Raw genomic sequence first — 15513 nt, 5'->3', positions numbered from 1 at the left:
GGCGGCCGTGAGATCGCCATCGCCGGCAAGCCGGCTCCTACAGTGGGTGCATTGCAGGTATCCATAACGGCGCATCGCACGCACCACACCAGTGCACCAACTAACTTGAACTTCGCCCGGGCCCGTTTCTTCTAACGGGATTCGAACCTGTGTGGAGCACGGCCGTGCCCAGAATCATTTCCCCCCAAACGCCGGAAGCGGCATTGACAGATCACAGCGAACACACCGCCAAGATCTTCGGCTCGCCCAAGGACCGCCTGGACTTCTACCGCCGCGAGATCCAGTACGAAACCACCATCCTGGCCAACCGCACCGACGCCTACCTCACGGCGCAATCGTTCCTGGTCATCGCATTCGTATCCGGCATGGGCAACCTCAACCCGGAGTGGGGCAAGTTGTTCACGCTGGTGGTGCCGGTGTTCCTGGTGATGCTCGGCATTCTCAGCTCATTGAATGCCTGGCCGGGAATTCGCGCGGCGTACGAAATCATCGACCACTGGCACTACAAGCAAAGCGAACTGCTGCGCAGCGAGCCGGTGATGGGCCTGGCTTACGATGATTCGCCGCTGTTCTGTGAGACCGAGTCGTCGCACAAGGGCTATCGCAAGTCGCTGCTGTTTTCCATGCGTGCGCCGTGGCTGTTCATGGTGTTCTGGCTATTGCTGGGGGCCTACGCGTTCTACATCCAGGTGGATAACCCGGGGTCCTAGACAAATGGAACTTCGTCGTCGGGAACGTGACCTTAACTTTACGCAGGCAATAACGTTGCAGAGGTGAACCATGAGCACGCACAAACAACCCGCGACGGGCGCAGACGCCCCCAAAGACCCGGCCCTGAAAGATCCCAAGGCCAAAGACCCCAAGGCGCGGGAAAACGACTACAGTCCAGACTTCAAGCCCGAGCGCGAGCCCAAGCCTGAAACCGATGCCGATATCGATACCCAAGGGGGTTAGGGAGACGGTCATGTCAGAAGAACGGGAAGAAGAATGTGAAGAGGAGCTCAACGACCCGGGCAATGAAGACCCGGGGTCGTTGATGGATGATGCCGAGGTGCCGCTCTTAGAACCAGACGAAGAAGCGTGCGCAGGTTGAACGAGTGTCAGAGTTGTGCCTGGTACTCTGTTGTGGTGAGCGGTTACTTGGCGTTGGCGGACGGCAACGTCTCGTTGTCGCCGCTTTAGGTTTACTGACAGTCTTCAGGACGTAAAATGCCGCGGTTTGTAGTTGATGGTGGTTAGTTTGGTAGAACTCGAGCCGTTTGGAAGGTCGATTGCAATCTGTATCTTTGCTCCGTCATTTTTAATAATGTGTTGCGTCGTCTTGCGCGCGTGAAATTGGCTATACCTCAATTCTGCAAGCAACTGGATTTGATCCGGCGGCAGGTTTGGGTGAAACCGTTTAACGTTTTCCACGAAGCGTTCATGAAGCACGTCCAGCCTTTCCGGGGACGCATTCGCGTAAACCGGTCCTTCAAAAGCTTTTACCGGTTTTTTGATTGCCGTCTGAAACTGCTGGGCAAATGATGAAGCTCCACCATCTGCGCCGTAACACGAAATAAGCCGCACGTTATCGTAGTCTGCCGGCTTGATGCCTTTGGACTTGAGCAAACTGATGAGGCTCGTGGCGTCGTGAGGTTTGCCGTCTGCGTACAAAAAAGTGCCATTTTTCAAAAAATCATTGGCACTATCAGGCCCTTCGCCGTGCGCAATGATATTCAGGCGTTTGACGCCTTTATAATTATCGACGTAAGTGTGCAGGCCTGAAGCAATGACTTTAAGTTCTTGCATGGTGCCGCCAAGCTGGATCACGTTATTACGAGCAAGGCCTGTGTTTAACAAACTTGAATCTTTGCTGGCAAGCGAAGATGCGGTGCCCCTGAACTGCTCCAGTGGCTTTCCATACGCTTGGCTTGTGCGCGGGTCATAGGCATGCCAATTACCGGTGGCCGGATCGTATTTAGCCAAGGATCCAACGTCCTGCGTCGCATTGATGGATTTGTAGGTGCCCTGCGCAATGTCCGGGTTTTTAACTACGTCCAACAGGTTGCCGCTGCGGTATGAGCCGCGTAAGTGCTTGAAGCCGTTGTACGCTACTCCCGGAATCCGCCGCACGCCATTCACCACACCACGTGCCAGATTATCCAGCCCATTCACCGGGTTGAGCGCGCCAACTGTGGCGCGCCCCAGGATCTTGAGGTTGTGCCCGACCCTGGCCAGAGCACCAATCCCGCTTGCCGCTGCTTTCGCGCCTTTGATCGATGCCCCGAAACCAACGAGAAAGCCGAATATGTCCCACGACAGATCACCCACCCCCTGGGCAATCTTGCCGTTCTGAAAATTGACGATCGCCGATCTGAACGGGATGAGGTTAAGGGCGATCTGCGCCGCTTTTTCGTGGGTTGGCACTTCGGTATCAAAGGTTGTCTGGCCCCTGGCTGTCTTCTTCAGCCCGGGAATATCCATGTCATGGAGAACGGCGTCCGCAAGGTAGGCGGTCCTTGCGCTGCCGAAGCTATCGGGAATACCGCTCGCGTTCGAGGACTCTTCCGTTAGCCCGGCTGGGTAGTGGCCTTCAGGTTTGATTACTTTGTATTCGTAGAATGGACGGGATTCTTTGTAGTAGGGCTGGCCAGTCTTGAAATCACCTTCGTCCGGCTGCCGAGTGATGCGGCCTTTCAGGCGGTCCAACTGGTAAGTGTGGATTTGTCCATCGCGCTTGATCTTGATCAGCACGCACCCTTCAGTCTCTTTGTCGTATTCACTGGCGAGTTTGCCGCCCCATTCGAAATGGGTTTTCCTGGCAATGGTGATTTCTCCGAACTCAAAATTCTGACGGTCTGCCAAAGGCAGCTTTGCCACCATGTTTTTTACTTGCGCGGCAGTTGCTGTCCTGATCGCCTCGGAATAAGCCGAGAATGCTTCAGTGAACTCAGTGGATAGATCCGGCAGTTGTTTGAGTTTTTGTAAAACGTCATTGACGTTAAATGCACTGGACGAAGAGACCCAGGCACCCGGCCTGCCGTCATCGGGCAGGTCAACCTGCCCGAATGTGTAAGTGCGTATCAGGTCTCTGCCCGCTTCCCCCCAGTTATCCGCAGAACTCGGTGCGCCCAGGATGCCCCGGCCATCGATATACAGGTCCAGGATTGAGTAGGGCCCTGGGAAATAACGGTTGGAAGGCTCAACACGGATACATTTTTCTTCGAAGTGCTTCGGGTCCACGCCTGGCAAAGCCTTTTTCAGGCGTTCCAGTGCCATGTCCCTGGCTGTCGGCATCACGGCCGTGGAGGCGTGCGAAGCTTTCGCGAGTTCGCTGATCTGCGCTGCAAACGCCTTGCGCACGCTGCCCATTGCAGCCTCGGTTACCGGGTACGGCAACCCGTTGGCAACGGCCCATTGCTTGAGCGCAGCGCTTTGGGCGACAAACTCAGTACGTTCTTCTTCGTCGGAGATGGGCGCGATGCTGGCCTGGGTCATGACTTGGGCGTAGCTCATCGTTGCGGTCGCCCCGGGGGCAGTCGCTTCTATACGGGCAACGGCGGTGGAAAAACTGACCCAGCTGTGAGTGCCCAGGACTAGATCTTGTGGAATGTCCTTGACCAGAAATTCCAGTGCCCGGCTGGACACCATCAGCGTGGCTTGGATCCTGGCGTGTTCAGGTGATGATCCCTTTGCCAGTTCGTTGGTTAACTCATTCAACACTGCCGCAGCGGTCTTGCCCGAGTTCTGCGCGGACAACAGCGTATAGCCCGCGATACGGGTTTGCGCCGCGCCCGCAGCAGCCTCCGGCGATTCAGAGAGGTCCAGCGTCAGGGCCGCCAGCAACCAGTCATTGACACTGCCTTTGACCGAGCGCGCCTCAAACTGGGCCTGGATGGCCCGGCCCACGGCCTGCCCTGTGGGCGATTCGATCAAGCTGTCAATCAAGCGCCTTGGATCACCGGTTTGTGCCGGATGCCCCTCCAGCAAATACTCCAGAACGCTGCTGGACGGGCGAAAATCAATATCGCCGACCTTGCCCTGAAGGATATCGCCTCTCAATTGTTGCTCGCTCGCGGCATCCAATGGCTCGGGCCAGGCACGTGCTCCGCCGTAGTTACCGTTGGCCGGCGCCTTGGGGGCAGGGGTCATCAACGCAGTGACCAGGTTGTCCAACTGATCAAGCGTGGTGGGGATTTTCCAGCCATGGTCCTCAACGAACTGCTTCAGGCTCACGCTGTTGTGCTTGCCTGCCATCGAAGGCATGTAGGTACTGGCGCTGTCGACATAGACAACTCGGGTGTCGAGTTCGTGGGCTATTTCCGACTCTTCCCGGCTGCCCTCCCTGACAAAGTTGGCGAGGTGCTGCAAGTCGAAAGCAGCCTGGTAGCGGTTGCGGATATCGGCCAACTGCGCCTGTTGCTCTTCCAGTCGATCTTCACTGCGACGGGTGTGCAACCCGGTAAAGGTCGGCGGTGTCAGTTCGACGAAGGTCTTGTCTCGCAGCAGTTCGGCCACGCGTTGCTTGATTGCGTCGGGGGACAAGAGCTCGGGCTCTTTGTAAAAACGCTGCACAAGGTTGAAGGGCGCGCTGTTGGCCTCGGAAGACAGCGGCGGAGCAAACGTGGTGAAGGCGTATCCCGAAACGATGATTCGGCCTGCATTCAGAATCGGCCCGCTGACCGCTGCCCAGCCCGGGTTGTCGAGCCCCAGTGTATGGACCTCCCGCCCAGTGCCTGTTTTAAGCGAAAAAGATATCTGGCCGGAGGCCGGGTTGATTTTGATCGAGTCGGGTTTTATGCCGCGTTCCTGCATCCACTGTTGCACGTCGGGCGACTGAAACGCTTGGCCCAGCTGGCTCCACCATTGGCCGAAGGTCGAGCTGGCTGGAATGGCGTCGAGCCTGAGGTTTGATTGGGGGGCCGAGGGGCCGGCGGTCTTCGCCAGTGCGATGCGATACAGCGCTGCCAGCTCACTGTCGCCTTCGACACGGGAATTGGGGGCGTAAGTGTCGAGGTCAGAGGATTCACCCGTCGCACGTTGTCGCCTCGTGGAACTCGCTTGAGATGCATCGGTGGGCAAGGTGTAGCGGGTATTGACGGTGCTTGGATTGATCATCAGGGATTGGCTCGTCGTGTGATGGGCAGTTGGCGGCATGGTCTGCCGTGCGATCAACTTGCGTGTCACAAACGTCCCTGATGATTCCGCTCGCGGGCCGGTTTTTCGTTGCTGTATTTATCCCCGCCGGCTGACTAGGACTCGATCAACTGCGATCCAATGGTTTTCATACGGATCATGTCCATCAACTGCCGCAACCCCGGCTGCGATTGACGTCGGCTGGGGTAGTACATGCACAACGGCTCACCCAGGCAAGCCCAATCGGGCATCACTTCCACCAGGCGACCGTCCTTCAGTTCCTGCTCAACGCGGTTGGACAGGCAGTTGGCAATCCCCACCCCTTGCAGCGCCGCATGGACGATGGTCTCGGTGTCGGCTGCGCTGAAATGCCCCGGCACGTCGATGCGTTGCTGGCGCGCGCCGTTGCCCAGTTCCCACTTGTAAGTGGTCTTGTCACCGAGGTACATGCGAATGCACGCGTGTTGCAGCAGGTCCTTGGGCTCTTTTGGCGCGCCACGGCGGGCGAGGTAAGCGGGGGAGGCGACCATGATCCAGCGCAATTCACCGGTCAGCGGTACGGCGACCATGTCCTGGGGCACCGTGGCGCCGTAGCGGATACCGGCGTCGTAGCCCTCGGCGATGATGTCGATCATCTGGTCCTGCACGATCAGGTCCAGGCGCAGTTGCGGGTAGGCTTGGGTGAATTCGCCGAGAATCGGCGCAAGCAGCAACACCGCCGCGTCGCGAGGCACGTTGAGGCGCAGGCGGCCGATCGGTGCTTCGCGGTACAGCTCGAGAGTGTCTAGACCGTCCTGGATCGTGGCGAAACCCTGGCTGAGTTTTTCCGCGAGCAGGTTGCCCGCGTCGGTGGGTTCGACGGCGCGGCTGCTGCGGTAGAGCAATTTCACGCCCAGGCGCGTTTCGAGGTTGCGCATGGTGTGGCTCAACGCCGAGGTGGTCACCCCCAGTTCATGGGCGGCGTGGCGGAAACTGCGACGCCGGATAATGGCCATGAACACATTGAGATCGGCGAGTTCGGAGCGGTTAAAAGCGGCCATATCAAGACTTTTTTAGGAGAATTCGGTTGTATGCGGCGTTGAGCCCTATTCAATCAGGGATGACCTAGAGTAATTGCTTTTCAAAGTATTGCTATGGGCAGCGTGATTTTTTATGAGTATCGAAACCCTCAAGATCCCCGGTATCGAAAAGGCTGTGTCAAGGATCGCCCTCGGTACCTGGGCCATGGGTGGCCGACTGTGGGGTGGCTCGGACAATGAACTGTCCATCAAGACTATCCGGCATGCCCTGGCCAGTGGCATCAACTTGATCGACACAGCGCCGGTGTATGGCTTCGGTTTGTCCGAAGAGTTGATCGGCAAGGCCCTGCGCGGCGTACGCCATACCGCGGTGATCGCCACCAAAGCCGGTCTGCAGTGGGATGACGGCACCACACGCCGCAATGCCACCGCCCAGCGCATCCGCAAGGAAATCGAAGATTCTTTGGTGCGCCTGGAAACCGACTACATCGACCTGTACCAGATCCACTGGCCCGACCCCTTGGTGGCCCAGGAAGAAACCGCCGATGAACTGGAGCGTTTGCGCCGTGAGGGCAAGATCCTCGCCGTGGGGGTGAGCAACTATTCACCGGCGCAGATGGATGACTTCAGCCGCTACACCGCGCTGGCCACTGTGCAGCCGCCCTACAACCTGTTCGAGCGCGCCATCGACAGCGACATCCTGCCGTATGCCAGGAACCACGGGCTGGTGGTATTGGCCTATGGCTCGCTGTGCCGGGGGTTGCTGACCGGCAGCATGCATTCGGCCACCAGCTTCGGGGGCGACGATGTGCGCAGGATCGACCCCAAATTCAAGGCGCCGCGTTTCGAGCAATACCTGGCCGCCGTCGGCGCGCTGGAGGTATATGCCCGCGAGTGCCACGGCAAGTCAATATTGGCGCTGGCGCTGCGCTGGGTGCTGGATCAAGGCCCCACCGTTGCCCTGTGGGGCGCACGCCGGCCGGAGCAACTCAAGGGCTATGAAGAGGCGTTTGGCTGGCATTTGACCGCCGATGACCTGACACATATCGACCGTATTCTGGCCAGCACGATAAAAGATCCGATCGGGCCGGAATTTATGGCCCCCGCCAAGCGTTAACCCTTACGACAGGGATGTCAGCGACAACAAAAAATGACATCCCCGTACGTTGAGGTTTTTGCATGAAGCGCGGCACCCTATTCACGATCGCTGGTGGTTTGCTCTGTGGGCTGTTAGTGGCAGGCGCCCTGAAATGGCGCGGTGACCCCAATGCCTTGTGGCACATCGTCAGCCAGCAATGCGTTCCCGACCAGCAACAGCAGCACAAGCCCGACCCTTGCCTGGCGGTGGACCTGGACCGTGGTTATACGCTGTATAAAGACCGCAATGGGCCGTTGCATGACCTGCTGATTCCCGTGGATAAAGTCACCGGCATTGAAGACCCTGCGTTGGGGCGCCAGTTGCTGCCGCATTACTTCGCCCAGGCCTGGAAGCACCGTGCAGTGTTGTCCGACGGCCTGAAAAAGCCGATCCCCGACGCCTTCGTTTCCGTGGCCATCAACTCGCGTTTTGGTCGCTCGCAGAACCAGTTGCACGTGCACATCGCTTGCCTGCGCCCCGAGGTGTTTGTCGCCTTGAGCCAGCAGGGCAAAGCGCTGGGTGAACAGTGGCAGGTGTTGCCGAGGCCGCTGATGGGGCACACCTACAGTGCGCGCACGCTGTCGGCAGCCGACGCCGAGCTGCTCGACCCCATGGCGCTGTTGCACGACTACGTCGAGGCCCAGGGCAGCTCGATGAGCCACTACAGTTTGCTGATGACGCCCCGCGCCGACGGCAGCTTTGTGCTGTTGAGCACGCACCTGGCGCTCACCGAACTGAACATGGGTTCGGCCGGTGAACTGCAAGACTATCGCTGTGACCTGATGACCCAGTTGTAAGCCCCCTTTGACCTGATTCGGACCTACTTCCATGCGCTTGACTGTGTTGGCTTGCCTGTTCTTGTCTGTTGGTGTGGCCCAGGCGGCCACCCGCGAAGTGATCCCGATCCACAGCGCCACCATGGCCAATGGTGATTTGCGCTACAGCGTCACCTTGAAGATTGGCGGCACTCCGGTGGAAACCCAGTTCGACACCGGCTCGGTCGGGCTGCGCGTGCTGCCTGGGGTGTTGAAACCCCAGGATGCCGTGGCGCAGAACGTCCCGGCGGCGATTCAATACGGCAGCGGCGTGCGCCTGAATGGCAAGCTGGCGATGGCCACGGTCAGCCTGGGCAACGCCACGGCACACGTGCCGATGCAGTTGGTCGACAGCATCAGTTGCAGCGATGCGCGGCCTAAATGCCCGGCCTCTAAAGTGTCCGCCAAGGACTTCCTCATGGGCGGCAATCCCGAGCGGGGCGAGGGCTTCAAGGCGATCATGGGCGTCGGCATGTTGCGCAATCCGGCAAGTAACCCATTGGTGGCCATGGGCGGCCGCTGGTTGGTGGTGCTGCCACGGCCCGGGCAGAGCACCGGGCAGTTGATCATCAACCCCACGGCGCCGGAGACCCAGGGTTTCCGCCTCCTCAGCCTGCAACGCTTTTCAGTGAAGCCCGGTGATACCAGCGTCTACTGGAAAGACCACGGCGTGCAGGGTTGCCTGCAGCGCCTGGACACTCACCAACAGGTGTGCGGCGACAGCATCCTGGACACCGGCGCGGCGGGTTTTCATATCTATGCCGATGCGCTGCAAGCCAACTGGCCGGTGGGCACCCCGGCGCATTTCAGCCTGGCCCTGGGGGACGGCAGCCAGATGGGCCAGCACTTCAAGGTGGACAACGGCGGTGGGCGCTATGTGCGCTACATCACCGCCCAGGGCGAACACAACTTCCATGGGATCAATGCCGGCTTGCTGACGTATTTCGATAACGCGGTGCTGTACGACCAGTCCGCCGGCACCATCGGCCTGAAGGCCCGCTGATCACTGAAGACAAACACAGCACAACTGTGGGAGCCGGGCTTGCCCGCGATGGCGGAGTGTCAGTCAACCCATTCATTGGCTGATCCACCGCCATCGCAGGCAAGCCAGCTCCCACATTTTGATCTGCGTCCTGCCGAGAAATCGGATACACCGCTAATCCCCTGTGGGAGAGGGCTTGCCCGCGAATGCGGAGTGTCAGTCGACACACCTGCCAGCTGGCCCACCGCCATCGCAGGCAAGCCAGCTCCCACAATTGGATCTGCGTCCTGCCGAGAAATCGGATACACCGCTAATCCCCTGTGGGAGCGGGCTTGCCCGCGAATACGGTGGGTCAGTCAGCATATTCAGTGATTGACACTCCGCATTCGCGAGCAAGCCCGCTCCCACATTTGAATCCCACCTTTCGGAAATTTTTCATTCACGACCTCTTTGCTCGATAAACGACACCCCCTCAGATTTAGCCATTGAACGACTGTTCAGTTTGAACTATGTTGACCGCATCCACCCGTTTGCGCACAAACGGGTTCGCGCTTTTTCTTCTTGAACGAGAGGCTCTGGCATGCGGTTTTCCCCCTTCGTCGAACGAATTGCAGGGCAGGGCGTCGCCGCCTGGGACATCCACCACGCCGCGTTCCACGCTGCCAGCCAGGGCGAAGACATCATCATCCTCAGCGTCGGCGACCCCGATTTCGCCACGCCTTCGTTCATCACCGACGCGGCCGTCAGCGCACTGCGCGACGGCGACACCCACTACACCGAAATCCCCGGCCGCACGTCCTTGCGCGATGCCGTGGCACGGCGCTACAGCCAGACGCTGGGCCGCTCGTTGGCGGCCGATAACGTGATCATCGTGCCCGGCGCCCAGAACGCACTGTTCATCAGCTCCCTGTGCCTGTTGCAGGCCGGGGATGAAGTGCTGGTGCTCGACCCGATGTACGTCACTTACGAAGCCACGCTCAAGGCCAGTGGGGCGACGCTGGTGCGGGTGCCCTGTTCGCCGGAGTCGGGGTTTCGCCTGGACCCGCTGGCACTCGCCGCTGCCATTACCCCACGCACCCGGGCGATCTTCTTTTCCAACCCGAACAACCCCACCGGCGTGGTGCTCAACCCCCAGGAACTGCAAGTGATTGCCGACCTGGCCATCGCCCATGACCTGTGGGTGGTGGTGGATGAGGTCTACGAAAGCCTGGTGTTCGACGGCCAGTACCACAGCCTCGCCGCGCTGGCTGGCATGGAAGACCGCTGCATCGTGATTGGCAGCCTGTCCAAGTCCCACGCGATGACAGGCTGGCGTATCGGCTGGATCATCGCCGCACCGCCGATGATCGCCCATGCCGAAACCCTGGTGCTGAGCATGCTCTATGGCCTGCCCGGGTTTGTCATGGAAGCCGCTGCAGCCGCCGTACTGGCCCATGATGAAGTGACCGTGGGCATGCGCGAGATCTACCGGCGCCGACGTGACCTGGTGGTGGCGGGCCTGAGCGCTTGCCCAGGGATCAAGGTGCAGGCGCCACAGGCCGGGATGTTTGTACTGGTGGATGTGCGCGGCACGGGCTTGAGTTCGCTGGATTTTGCCTGGCGATTGTTCCGTGAGGCCGGGGTTTCGGTGCTCGATGCGGCGGCCTTTGGTGAGCCTGCCCAAGGTTTCGTGCGCCTGTCGTTCACCCTGGGCGATGAGCGCCTGGCCGAGGCCTGCCAGCGTATTGCCGGCTTTGTGGGCCAACTGGCGGGCGAGCCACGGATCGCGCCGGCACCCGTCGCAACGATTGAAGTGGTGCAACCGGCCGACGTCAAAAAGATGATCGAGGTGGTCGACCTGCATAAGCGCTTCGGCAATATCGAAGTGCTCAAGGGCATTTCCCTGACCGCACACGAAGGCGATGTGATCTCGCTGATCGGCGCCAGTGGCTCGGGCAAAAGTACCTTGCTGCGCTGCATCAACATGCTCGAAGTGCCCGACCAGGGCAGCATTCACGTGGACGGTGAAAGCATCAAGCTCAACTACGGCAGGCCCGGTGCGCCGCTGGTGGCGGATGCCAAACAGTTGGTGCGCATACGCTCGACCCTGGGCATGGTGTTCCAGAACTTCAACCTGTGGCCCCATCGCACCGTGCTCGAAAACCTGATCGAGGCGCCCACCCAGGTGCTGCGCGAAAGCCGGGCCGAAGCCATCGAGCGTGCCGAAGCCTTGCTCGACCGGGTTGGCTTGGCCGCCAAGCGCAACGAATACCCGGCGTTTCTCTCCGGTGGGCAGCAGCAGCGCGTGGCGATTGCCCGTGCACTGGCCATGCGCCCCAAAGTCATGCTGTTCGATGAACCCACTTCGGCCCTCGACCCGGAACTGGTGGGCGAAGTGTTGCGCGTTATCCGCTCCCTGGCCGAAGAAGGCCGCACCATGATCCTGGTCACCCATGAAATGGCCTTCGCCCGGGATGTGTCGTCCAAAGTGGCTTTTCTGCACCAAGGCATGATCGAGGAGACCGGCTCGCCGGACTCGGTGTTTATCGACCCACGCAGTGAGCGTTGCCGGCAGTTCGTCAACGCGCATCAAACTCGCTAACTCCATAAAAAGACGGGGCAACTCATGAAATGCAAACGCATGGCAACGTGGTTGGGCAGTGCAGTGTTGATGCTGGCCGCAGGTTTTACCTGGGCGGCGGAAAAACCCATCGTGTTCGCGGTGGCGGCCGAACCTTACCCGCCGTTCACGGTAAAAGGCGGCAATGGCCAGTGGTCCGGGTTTGAAGTGGACCTGATCCACAAGCTGTGCGAAGGCATGAAAGCCGAGTGCCAGATCAAGGAAGTGGCGTGGGACGGCATCATTCCGTCGCTGCTGGCCAAGAAGATCGACGTGATTTTCTCGTCGATGTCGGTGACCGACGAGCGTGAAAAACAGATCGCCTTCAGCCGCGCCTATTACGACTCGCTGCTGGGCGTGGCCGGGCCCAAGGGCGCCACCGTGGACATCACGCCTGAAGGCCTGAAGGGCAAGTTGATTGGCGTGCAGATCTCCACGGTCAGCGCCAACTACCTGAAGAAGTACTACGAGAACATCGCCGACCTGAAGTACTACGACACCCAGGAATCGGCCAACGCCGACCTGATCGCCGGGCGCATCGACTACATGATGGCCGACGACACCGCCATCGCGATGATGGTCAAGACCCCGGAAGCCAGTGGCCTGGCCCACATCGCCAGCGTGCCCTATGACCCAATCATCGGCCGTGGCGTCGGTGCCGGGTTGCGCAAGGAAGACACCGCGCTCAAGGCGCGCCTGGACAAGGCCATCGGCGAACTGCTGGTGAGCAAGGACTATGACGACCTGTCCCAGCACTACTTCGGCCTGTCGGTCAGCCCGTGCAAGCGCGGCGATACCCCGGCCTATGTCAGCAAGACCTGTGACAGCCCCTACCCGCAAATCGCCCAGAAGAGCGAATAATGTTCGACCTCTTAAGCTTCGGCGAACAAGGATGGGGTAACGCGCTGCTCAAGGGGTTATGGATGACCCTGCAAATCTCCGCCGGCTCCTTTGCCGTGGGGTTGTTGATCGGGCTGGTGGTGGCGTGCGCCAAACTCAGCGCTCCACGCCCGATTGCACTGCTGATGCGCGGCTACACCACGGTGTTTCGGGCGGTGCCGGAACTGCTGCTGATCCTGCTGTTGTATTACGCCGGTGCCATGGGCCTGAATGCGTTGATCGTCAGCCTGGGCTTCGAGCAGCTGAATATCAGCGGGCCGTTGGTGGCAATTTTGGTGTTGGGGTTGGTGCAGGGCGCGTATGCCTCGGAGATTTTCCGCGCGGCGATCCTGGCCATTCCCCATGGCCAGATCGAAGCGGCGCGGGCCTTTGGCTTGAGCGGCTTTGGCCTGTTCCGTCGGGTGACGTTGCCGATCATGGCACCGTTCGCCTTGGCGGGCATGTCCAACCTGTGGATCAACCTGATCAAGGACAGTGCCCTGATCAGCGTGGTCGGCACCAACGAGTTGCTCTACACCGCCAAGCAGGCGGCGGGTTCCACCCGCCAATACCTGCTGTTCTACCTCACGGCCGCCGCCTTGTATTACCTGGTGACGCTGGCTTCCAACTACCTGTCCGGGCGCCTGGAGCGACGTATTCGTCGCTGGATGCCGGTTGTCGAGTGAGGGGCCCATGCCTGAGTGGATAAGTTACTACGCGGGGTTGATCGCCAAAGGCTTGCAGACCACCTTGTCGCTGCTGGTGATTTCGGCGGTGCTCGGCTTTGCCCTGGCGGTGCTGGTGGCGCTGGCGCGCTTGTCGCGGCGCAAGTGGCTGGCCCGCAGCGCCCTGGCCTACACCAGCGTGCTGCGGGGCACGCCGTTGCTGATCCAGATCTACATTTTCTATTACGGCCTGGGCAGTTTGTTCGCCCAGTTCCCGATGATTCGCGGCAGCTTCCTGTGGCCGTTCCTGCGCGACGGCTACTGGTACATCGTGTTTGCCCTGGTGCTGTCGGTGGGCGCCTATGTGGGGGAGGTGATTCGCGGTGGCCTGCTGGCGGTGCCCAAGGGTGAGATGGAAGCTGCCTCGGCATTCGGCATGACGCCGCGCCAGGCCTTGCTACGGGTGCGCCTGCCACGGGCGATGCGTTTGTTGCTGCCGACCCTGGCCGGTGAAACGGTGATGCTGCTCAAGTCCACCGCGCTGGCGTCGACGATTGCCGTGGTGGACCTGCTCGGCGCGGCGAACGTGGTGCGTGCGCAAACCCTGCAAATCTATCAACCGCTGCTGTTGGTGGCCGGGGTGTACCTGTGCCTGACGTTCCTGATCGAAGGCGTCTATGCCATTGCCGAACGGCGTGGCACGCCGCTGCGCAGGTCGGCGGGATGAACAAGGACCGTTCGCTGCAAGGGATTGCCCTGTGCTCCCTGGCCTATGCGTTCTTGGCGTTGCAGGACGCGGTGATCAAGTGGCTGGTGGCCGATTATTCGGTGTTCACCATCCTGTTCTGGCGCAGCCTGGTGGTGGTTGCCGCGTGCGTGATCGCTGGACGAATGGGTTTGCTGCGCCGCGCCTGGACCTCGGTCAGCCGAAAGTTGCTGGTCGTGCGCGGGTTGCTGTCGTTGCTGGCGTGGTTGCTGTATTACACCGCCGCCAAGGACCTGACCCTGGCGGAAATGACCACCTTGTATTTCTCGGCGCCGATCATGGTCACCTTGCTGGCGGCGTTGATCCTCAAGGAGCGCGCCAGTCGCGGCCAGTGGATCTCGCTGATCATCGGCTTTGTCGGCGTGATGATCGCATGTCGCCCAAGCAACATGGTCGATCCCTTGCCGATTGCCCTGACGCTGGCCGCCGCGTTGTGCTGGGCGTTCACGTACATCCAATTGCGCCAGGTCGACCCGACCACCTCGGTGCTGGAGCAGATGCTGATCACCAACGTGGTATTCGTGATCTGCATGGCCGTGACCTTGCCCTGGACCCACACCCCCGCGCCCACACCGTCCTGGCTGGGCATGCTCGCGGCGGGGTTGGTCGGCGGTATCGGTCAGTTCCTGTTGTTTGCCAGCTTCCGGCGCGCCACGGCGACCTTGCTGGCACCGTTCGAATACACCGGGCTGATCTGGGCGTTTCTGTTGTCGAGCCTGATCTGGGGCACCTCGATGGACGCCTCGCTGATCATCGGCGCGGTCTTGATCGCCGTCAGCGGCACCCTGGCCATGCTCAGTGCACGCCACCCCGAATCACAAGACGTGGTCGGCGCCGAATGCTCCGTGACGCAACCCCTGTACCCAGCAGCGACAGATGTGCAGCCCGTTGGCGGGGCTGAAGGTACCGGGGTTGAGACACCCCTCGAGCCACAGCCCGTCGAGCATCGCCGATAGGCCGATGGCCGCGAGGTGGCTGTCATGGATGATCAACTGCTCGCTGCGGGCGAGGTCGTCTAGCAATTGCTGGATCAATGCCAGGTAGGCGCGGTAGCTGTTTTCGTGGGACTGGTTCACGTGGGGCGAGTGGCGGATCAGGCTCCAGAACACCACCCATACACCGAGCAGGTCCGGGTCCATCACCCGGGGCGAAAAGGATGCACTGAGAAACGCGTCCAGGCGCGCGGCGGCGCCTTCGACGGGTTCCACTTGCGCCCACAGGGCGGTGGTCAGCTCGTTGGCCAGCTTGTGGTAGGTCTCGGCGATCAACGCATCGATGCTGCCGAAATGGTGGTTGAGCAAGCCCACCGACACGCCGGCCTCGGCGGCGATACGCCGTACGGAAATCCCCGCATGGCCATCGCGGGCGAGGCTGGTGAGGGTCGCGGCAATCAACAGGTCCCGGCGTTCATCGGGGTCGGCACGGCGCAGTTTGGGAGGGTCGACGGTCACGGGAATGCCCTTGAAGAAACACCAGAGTGCCAAGGTTAGTTGAACATCTGTTCAATCTCTACCGTTTAAATCATCAGAGGAGGG

At 60.4% G+C, this 15513-nt stretch carries 13 protein-coding genes and 1 pseudogene; 11 read left to right on the top strand and 3 right to left on the bottom strand.

Annotated elements, in window-relative coordinates:
* Positions 1-164 precede the first annotated feature (164 nt).
* From HX792_RS23335 to HX792_RS30420, 3 genes are all read left to right on the top strand, one after another.
* Complete coding sequence (locus HX792_RS23335; protein WP_176998302.1) at positions 165-710, top strand: hypothetical protein; 546 nt, start codon at positions 165-167, stop codon at positions 708-710.
* Between the two features lie 70 nt (positions 711-780).
* Complete coding sequence (locus HX792_RS23330) at positions 781-954, top strand: hypothetical protein (RefSeq protein ID WP_176998301.1); 174 nt, start codon at positions 781-783, stop codon at positions 952-954.
* A gap of 10 nt (positions 955-964) precedes the next feature.
* Complete coding sequence (locus tag HX792_RS30420) at positions 965-1093, top strand: hypothetical protein (RefSeq protein ID WP_256349888.1); 129 nt, start codon at positions 965-967, stop codon at positions 1091-1093.
* Between the two features lie 104 nt (positions 1094-1197).
* Here HX792_RS30420 and HX792_RS23325 read toward each other — a convergent pair whose 3' ends face one another.
* Both HX792_RS23325 and HX792_RS23320 read right to left on the bottom strand, forming a co-directional pair.
* Entirely contained in the window at positions 1198-5166 is a 3969-nt protein-coding gene (locus HX792_RS23325; protein WP_176998300.1) for a hypothetical protein, read from the bottom strand.
* 65 nt (positions 5167-5231) lie between these two features.
* The gene (locus HX792_RS23320) at positions 5232-6155 is read right to left on the bottom strand and encodes a LysR family transcriptional regulator (RefSeq protein WP_176998299.1); all 924 of its coding nucleotides are present in this window, start codon (positions 6153-6155) and stop codon (positions 5232-5234) included.
* Between the two features lie 112 nt (positions 6156-6267).
* On the opposite strand from HX792_RS23320, the gene HX792_RS23315 reads away from it, so the two are divergent.
* The 8 genes from HX792_RS23315 to HX792_RS30405 all read left to right on the top strand — a co-directional run bounded on the left by HX792_RS23315 (position 6268) and on the right by HX792_RS30405 (position 14934).
* Complete coding sequence (locus HX792_RS23315) at positions 6268-7251, top strand: aldo/keto reductase (protein ID WP_176998298.1); 984 nt, start codon at positions 6268-6270, stop codon at positions 7249-7251.
* A 62-nt stretch (positions 7252-7313) separates the two neighbouring features.
* Entirely contained in the window at positions 7314-8069 is a 756-nt protein-coding gene (locus HX792_RS23310) for a CDP-diacylglycerol diphosphatase (protein WP_176998297.1), read from the top strand.
* Between the two features lie 31 nt (positions 8070-8100).
* Positions 8101-9090: a DUF3443 family protein gene (locus HX792_RS23305; protein ID WP_176998296.1), complete on the top strand. Its 990-nt coding sequence runs from the start codon at positions 8101-8103 to the stop codon at positions 9088-9090.
* Positions 9091-9649: 559 nt separating this feature from the next.
* Positions 9650-11650 carry an aminotransferase class I/II-fold pyridoxal phosphate-dependent enzyme gene (locus tag HX792_RS30490; RefSeq protein ID WP_176998295.1) on the top strand — a complete coding sequence of 667 codons (2001 nt, stop codon included), beginning with the start codon at positions 9650-9652 and terminating at the stop codon, positions 11648-11650.
* A gap of 24 nt (positions 11651-11674) precedes the next feature.
* A complete protein-coding gene (locus HX792_RS23295) occupies positions 11675-12529 on the top strand; it encodes a transporter substrate-binding domain-containing protein (RefSeq protein ID WP_176998294.1) in 855 nt (284 codons plus the stop codon).
* Complete coding sequence (locus tag HX792_RS23290; RefSeq protein ID WP_176998293.1) at positions 12529-13233, top strand: ABC transporter permease; 705 nt, start codon at positions 12529-12531, stop codon at positions 13231-13233. Before HX792_RS23295 ends, HX792_RS23290 begins: the two co-directional genes overlap by 1 nt.
* 7 nt (positions 13234-13240) lie before the next feature.
* The gene (locus tag HX792_RS23285) at positions 13241-13939 is read left to right on the top strand and encodes an ABC transporter permease (RefSeq protein ID WP_176998292.1); all 699 of its coding nucleotides are present in this window, start codon (positions 13241-13243) and stop codon (positions 13937-13939) included.
* Complete coding sequence (locus HX792_RS30405; RefSeq protein ID WP_256349887.1) at positions 13936-14934, top strand: DMT family transporter; 999 nt, start codon at positions 13936-13938, stop codon at positions 14932-14934. Before HX792_RS23285 ends, HX792_RS30405 begins: the two co-directional genes overlap by 4 nt.
* Here HX792_RS30405 and HX792_RS23280 read toward each other — a convergent pair.
* Positions 14890-15429, bottom strand: a pseudogene (locus tag HX792_RS23280) (TetR/AcrR family transcriptional regulator); the annotation flags it as partial. The gene HX792_RS30405 and the pseudogene HX792_RS23280 overlap by 45 nt on opposite strands.
* Between the last annotated feature and the right edge of the window lie 84 nt (positions 15430-15513).

Source organism: Pseudomonas sp. B6002 (genome assembly GCF_013385985.1).
GTDB lineage: Bacteria > Pseudomonadota > Gammaproteobacteria > Pseudomonadales > Pseudomonadaceae > Aquipseudomonas.
Note: the sequence above shows the minus strand (reverse complement) of the source record. Positions and strands in the feature narration are given on the sequence as shown.

What these genes read in the sequence shown, in the direction of transcription:
- HX792_RS23330 (WP_176998301.1), top strand. Translation starts at nt 781, where the DNA reads ATGAGCACGCACAAACAACCCGCGACGGGCGCAGACGCCCCCAAAGAC.
- HX792_RS30420 (WP_256349888.1), top strand. Translation starts at nt 965, where the DNA reads ATGTCAGAAGAACGGGAAGAAGAATGTGAAGAGGAGCTCAACGACCCG.
- HX792_RS23320 (WP_176998299.1), bottom strand. Translation starts at nt 6,155, where the DNA reads ATGGCCGCTTTTAACCGCTCCGAACTCGCCGATCTCAATGTGTTCATG.
- HX792_RS23315 (WP_176998298.1), top strand. Translation starts at nt 6,268, where the DNA reads ATGAGTATCGAAACCCTCAAGATCCCCGGTATCGAAAAGGCTGTGTCA.
- HX792_RS23310 (WP_176998297.1), top strand. Translation starts at nt 7,314, where the DNA reads ATGAAGCGCGGCACCCTATTCACGATCGCTGGTGGTTTGCTCTGTGGG.
- HX792_RS23305 (WP_176998296.1), top strand. Translation starts at nt 8,101, where the DNA reads ATGCGCTTGACTGTGTTGGCTTGCCTGTTCTTGTCTGTTGGTGTGGCC.
- HX792_RS30490 (WP_176998295.1), top strand. Translation starts at nt 9,650, where the DNA reads ATGCGGTTTTCCCCCTTCGTCGAACGAATTGCAGGGCAGGGCGTCGCC.
- HX792_RS23295 (WP_176998294.1), top strand. Translation starts at nt 11,675, where the DNA reads ATGAAATGCAAACGCATGGCAACGTGGTTGGGCAGTGCAGTGTTGATG.
- HX792_RS23290 (WP_176998293.1), top strand. Translation starts at nt 12,529, where the DNA reads ATGTTCGACCTCTTAAGCTTCGGCGAACAAGGATGGGGTAACGCGCTG.
- HX792_RS23285 (WP_176998292.1), top strand. Translation starts at nt 13,241, where the DNA reads ATGCCTGAGTGGATAAGTTACTACGCGGGGTTGATCGCCAAAGGCTTG.
- HX792_RS30405 (WP_256349887.1), top strand. Translation starts at nt 13,936, where the DNA reads ATGAACAAGGACCGTTCGCTGCAAGGGATTGCCCTGTGCTCCCTGGCC.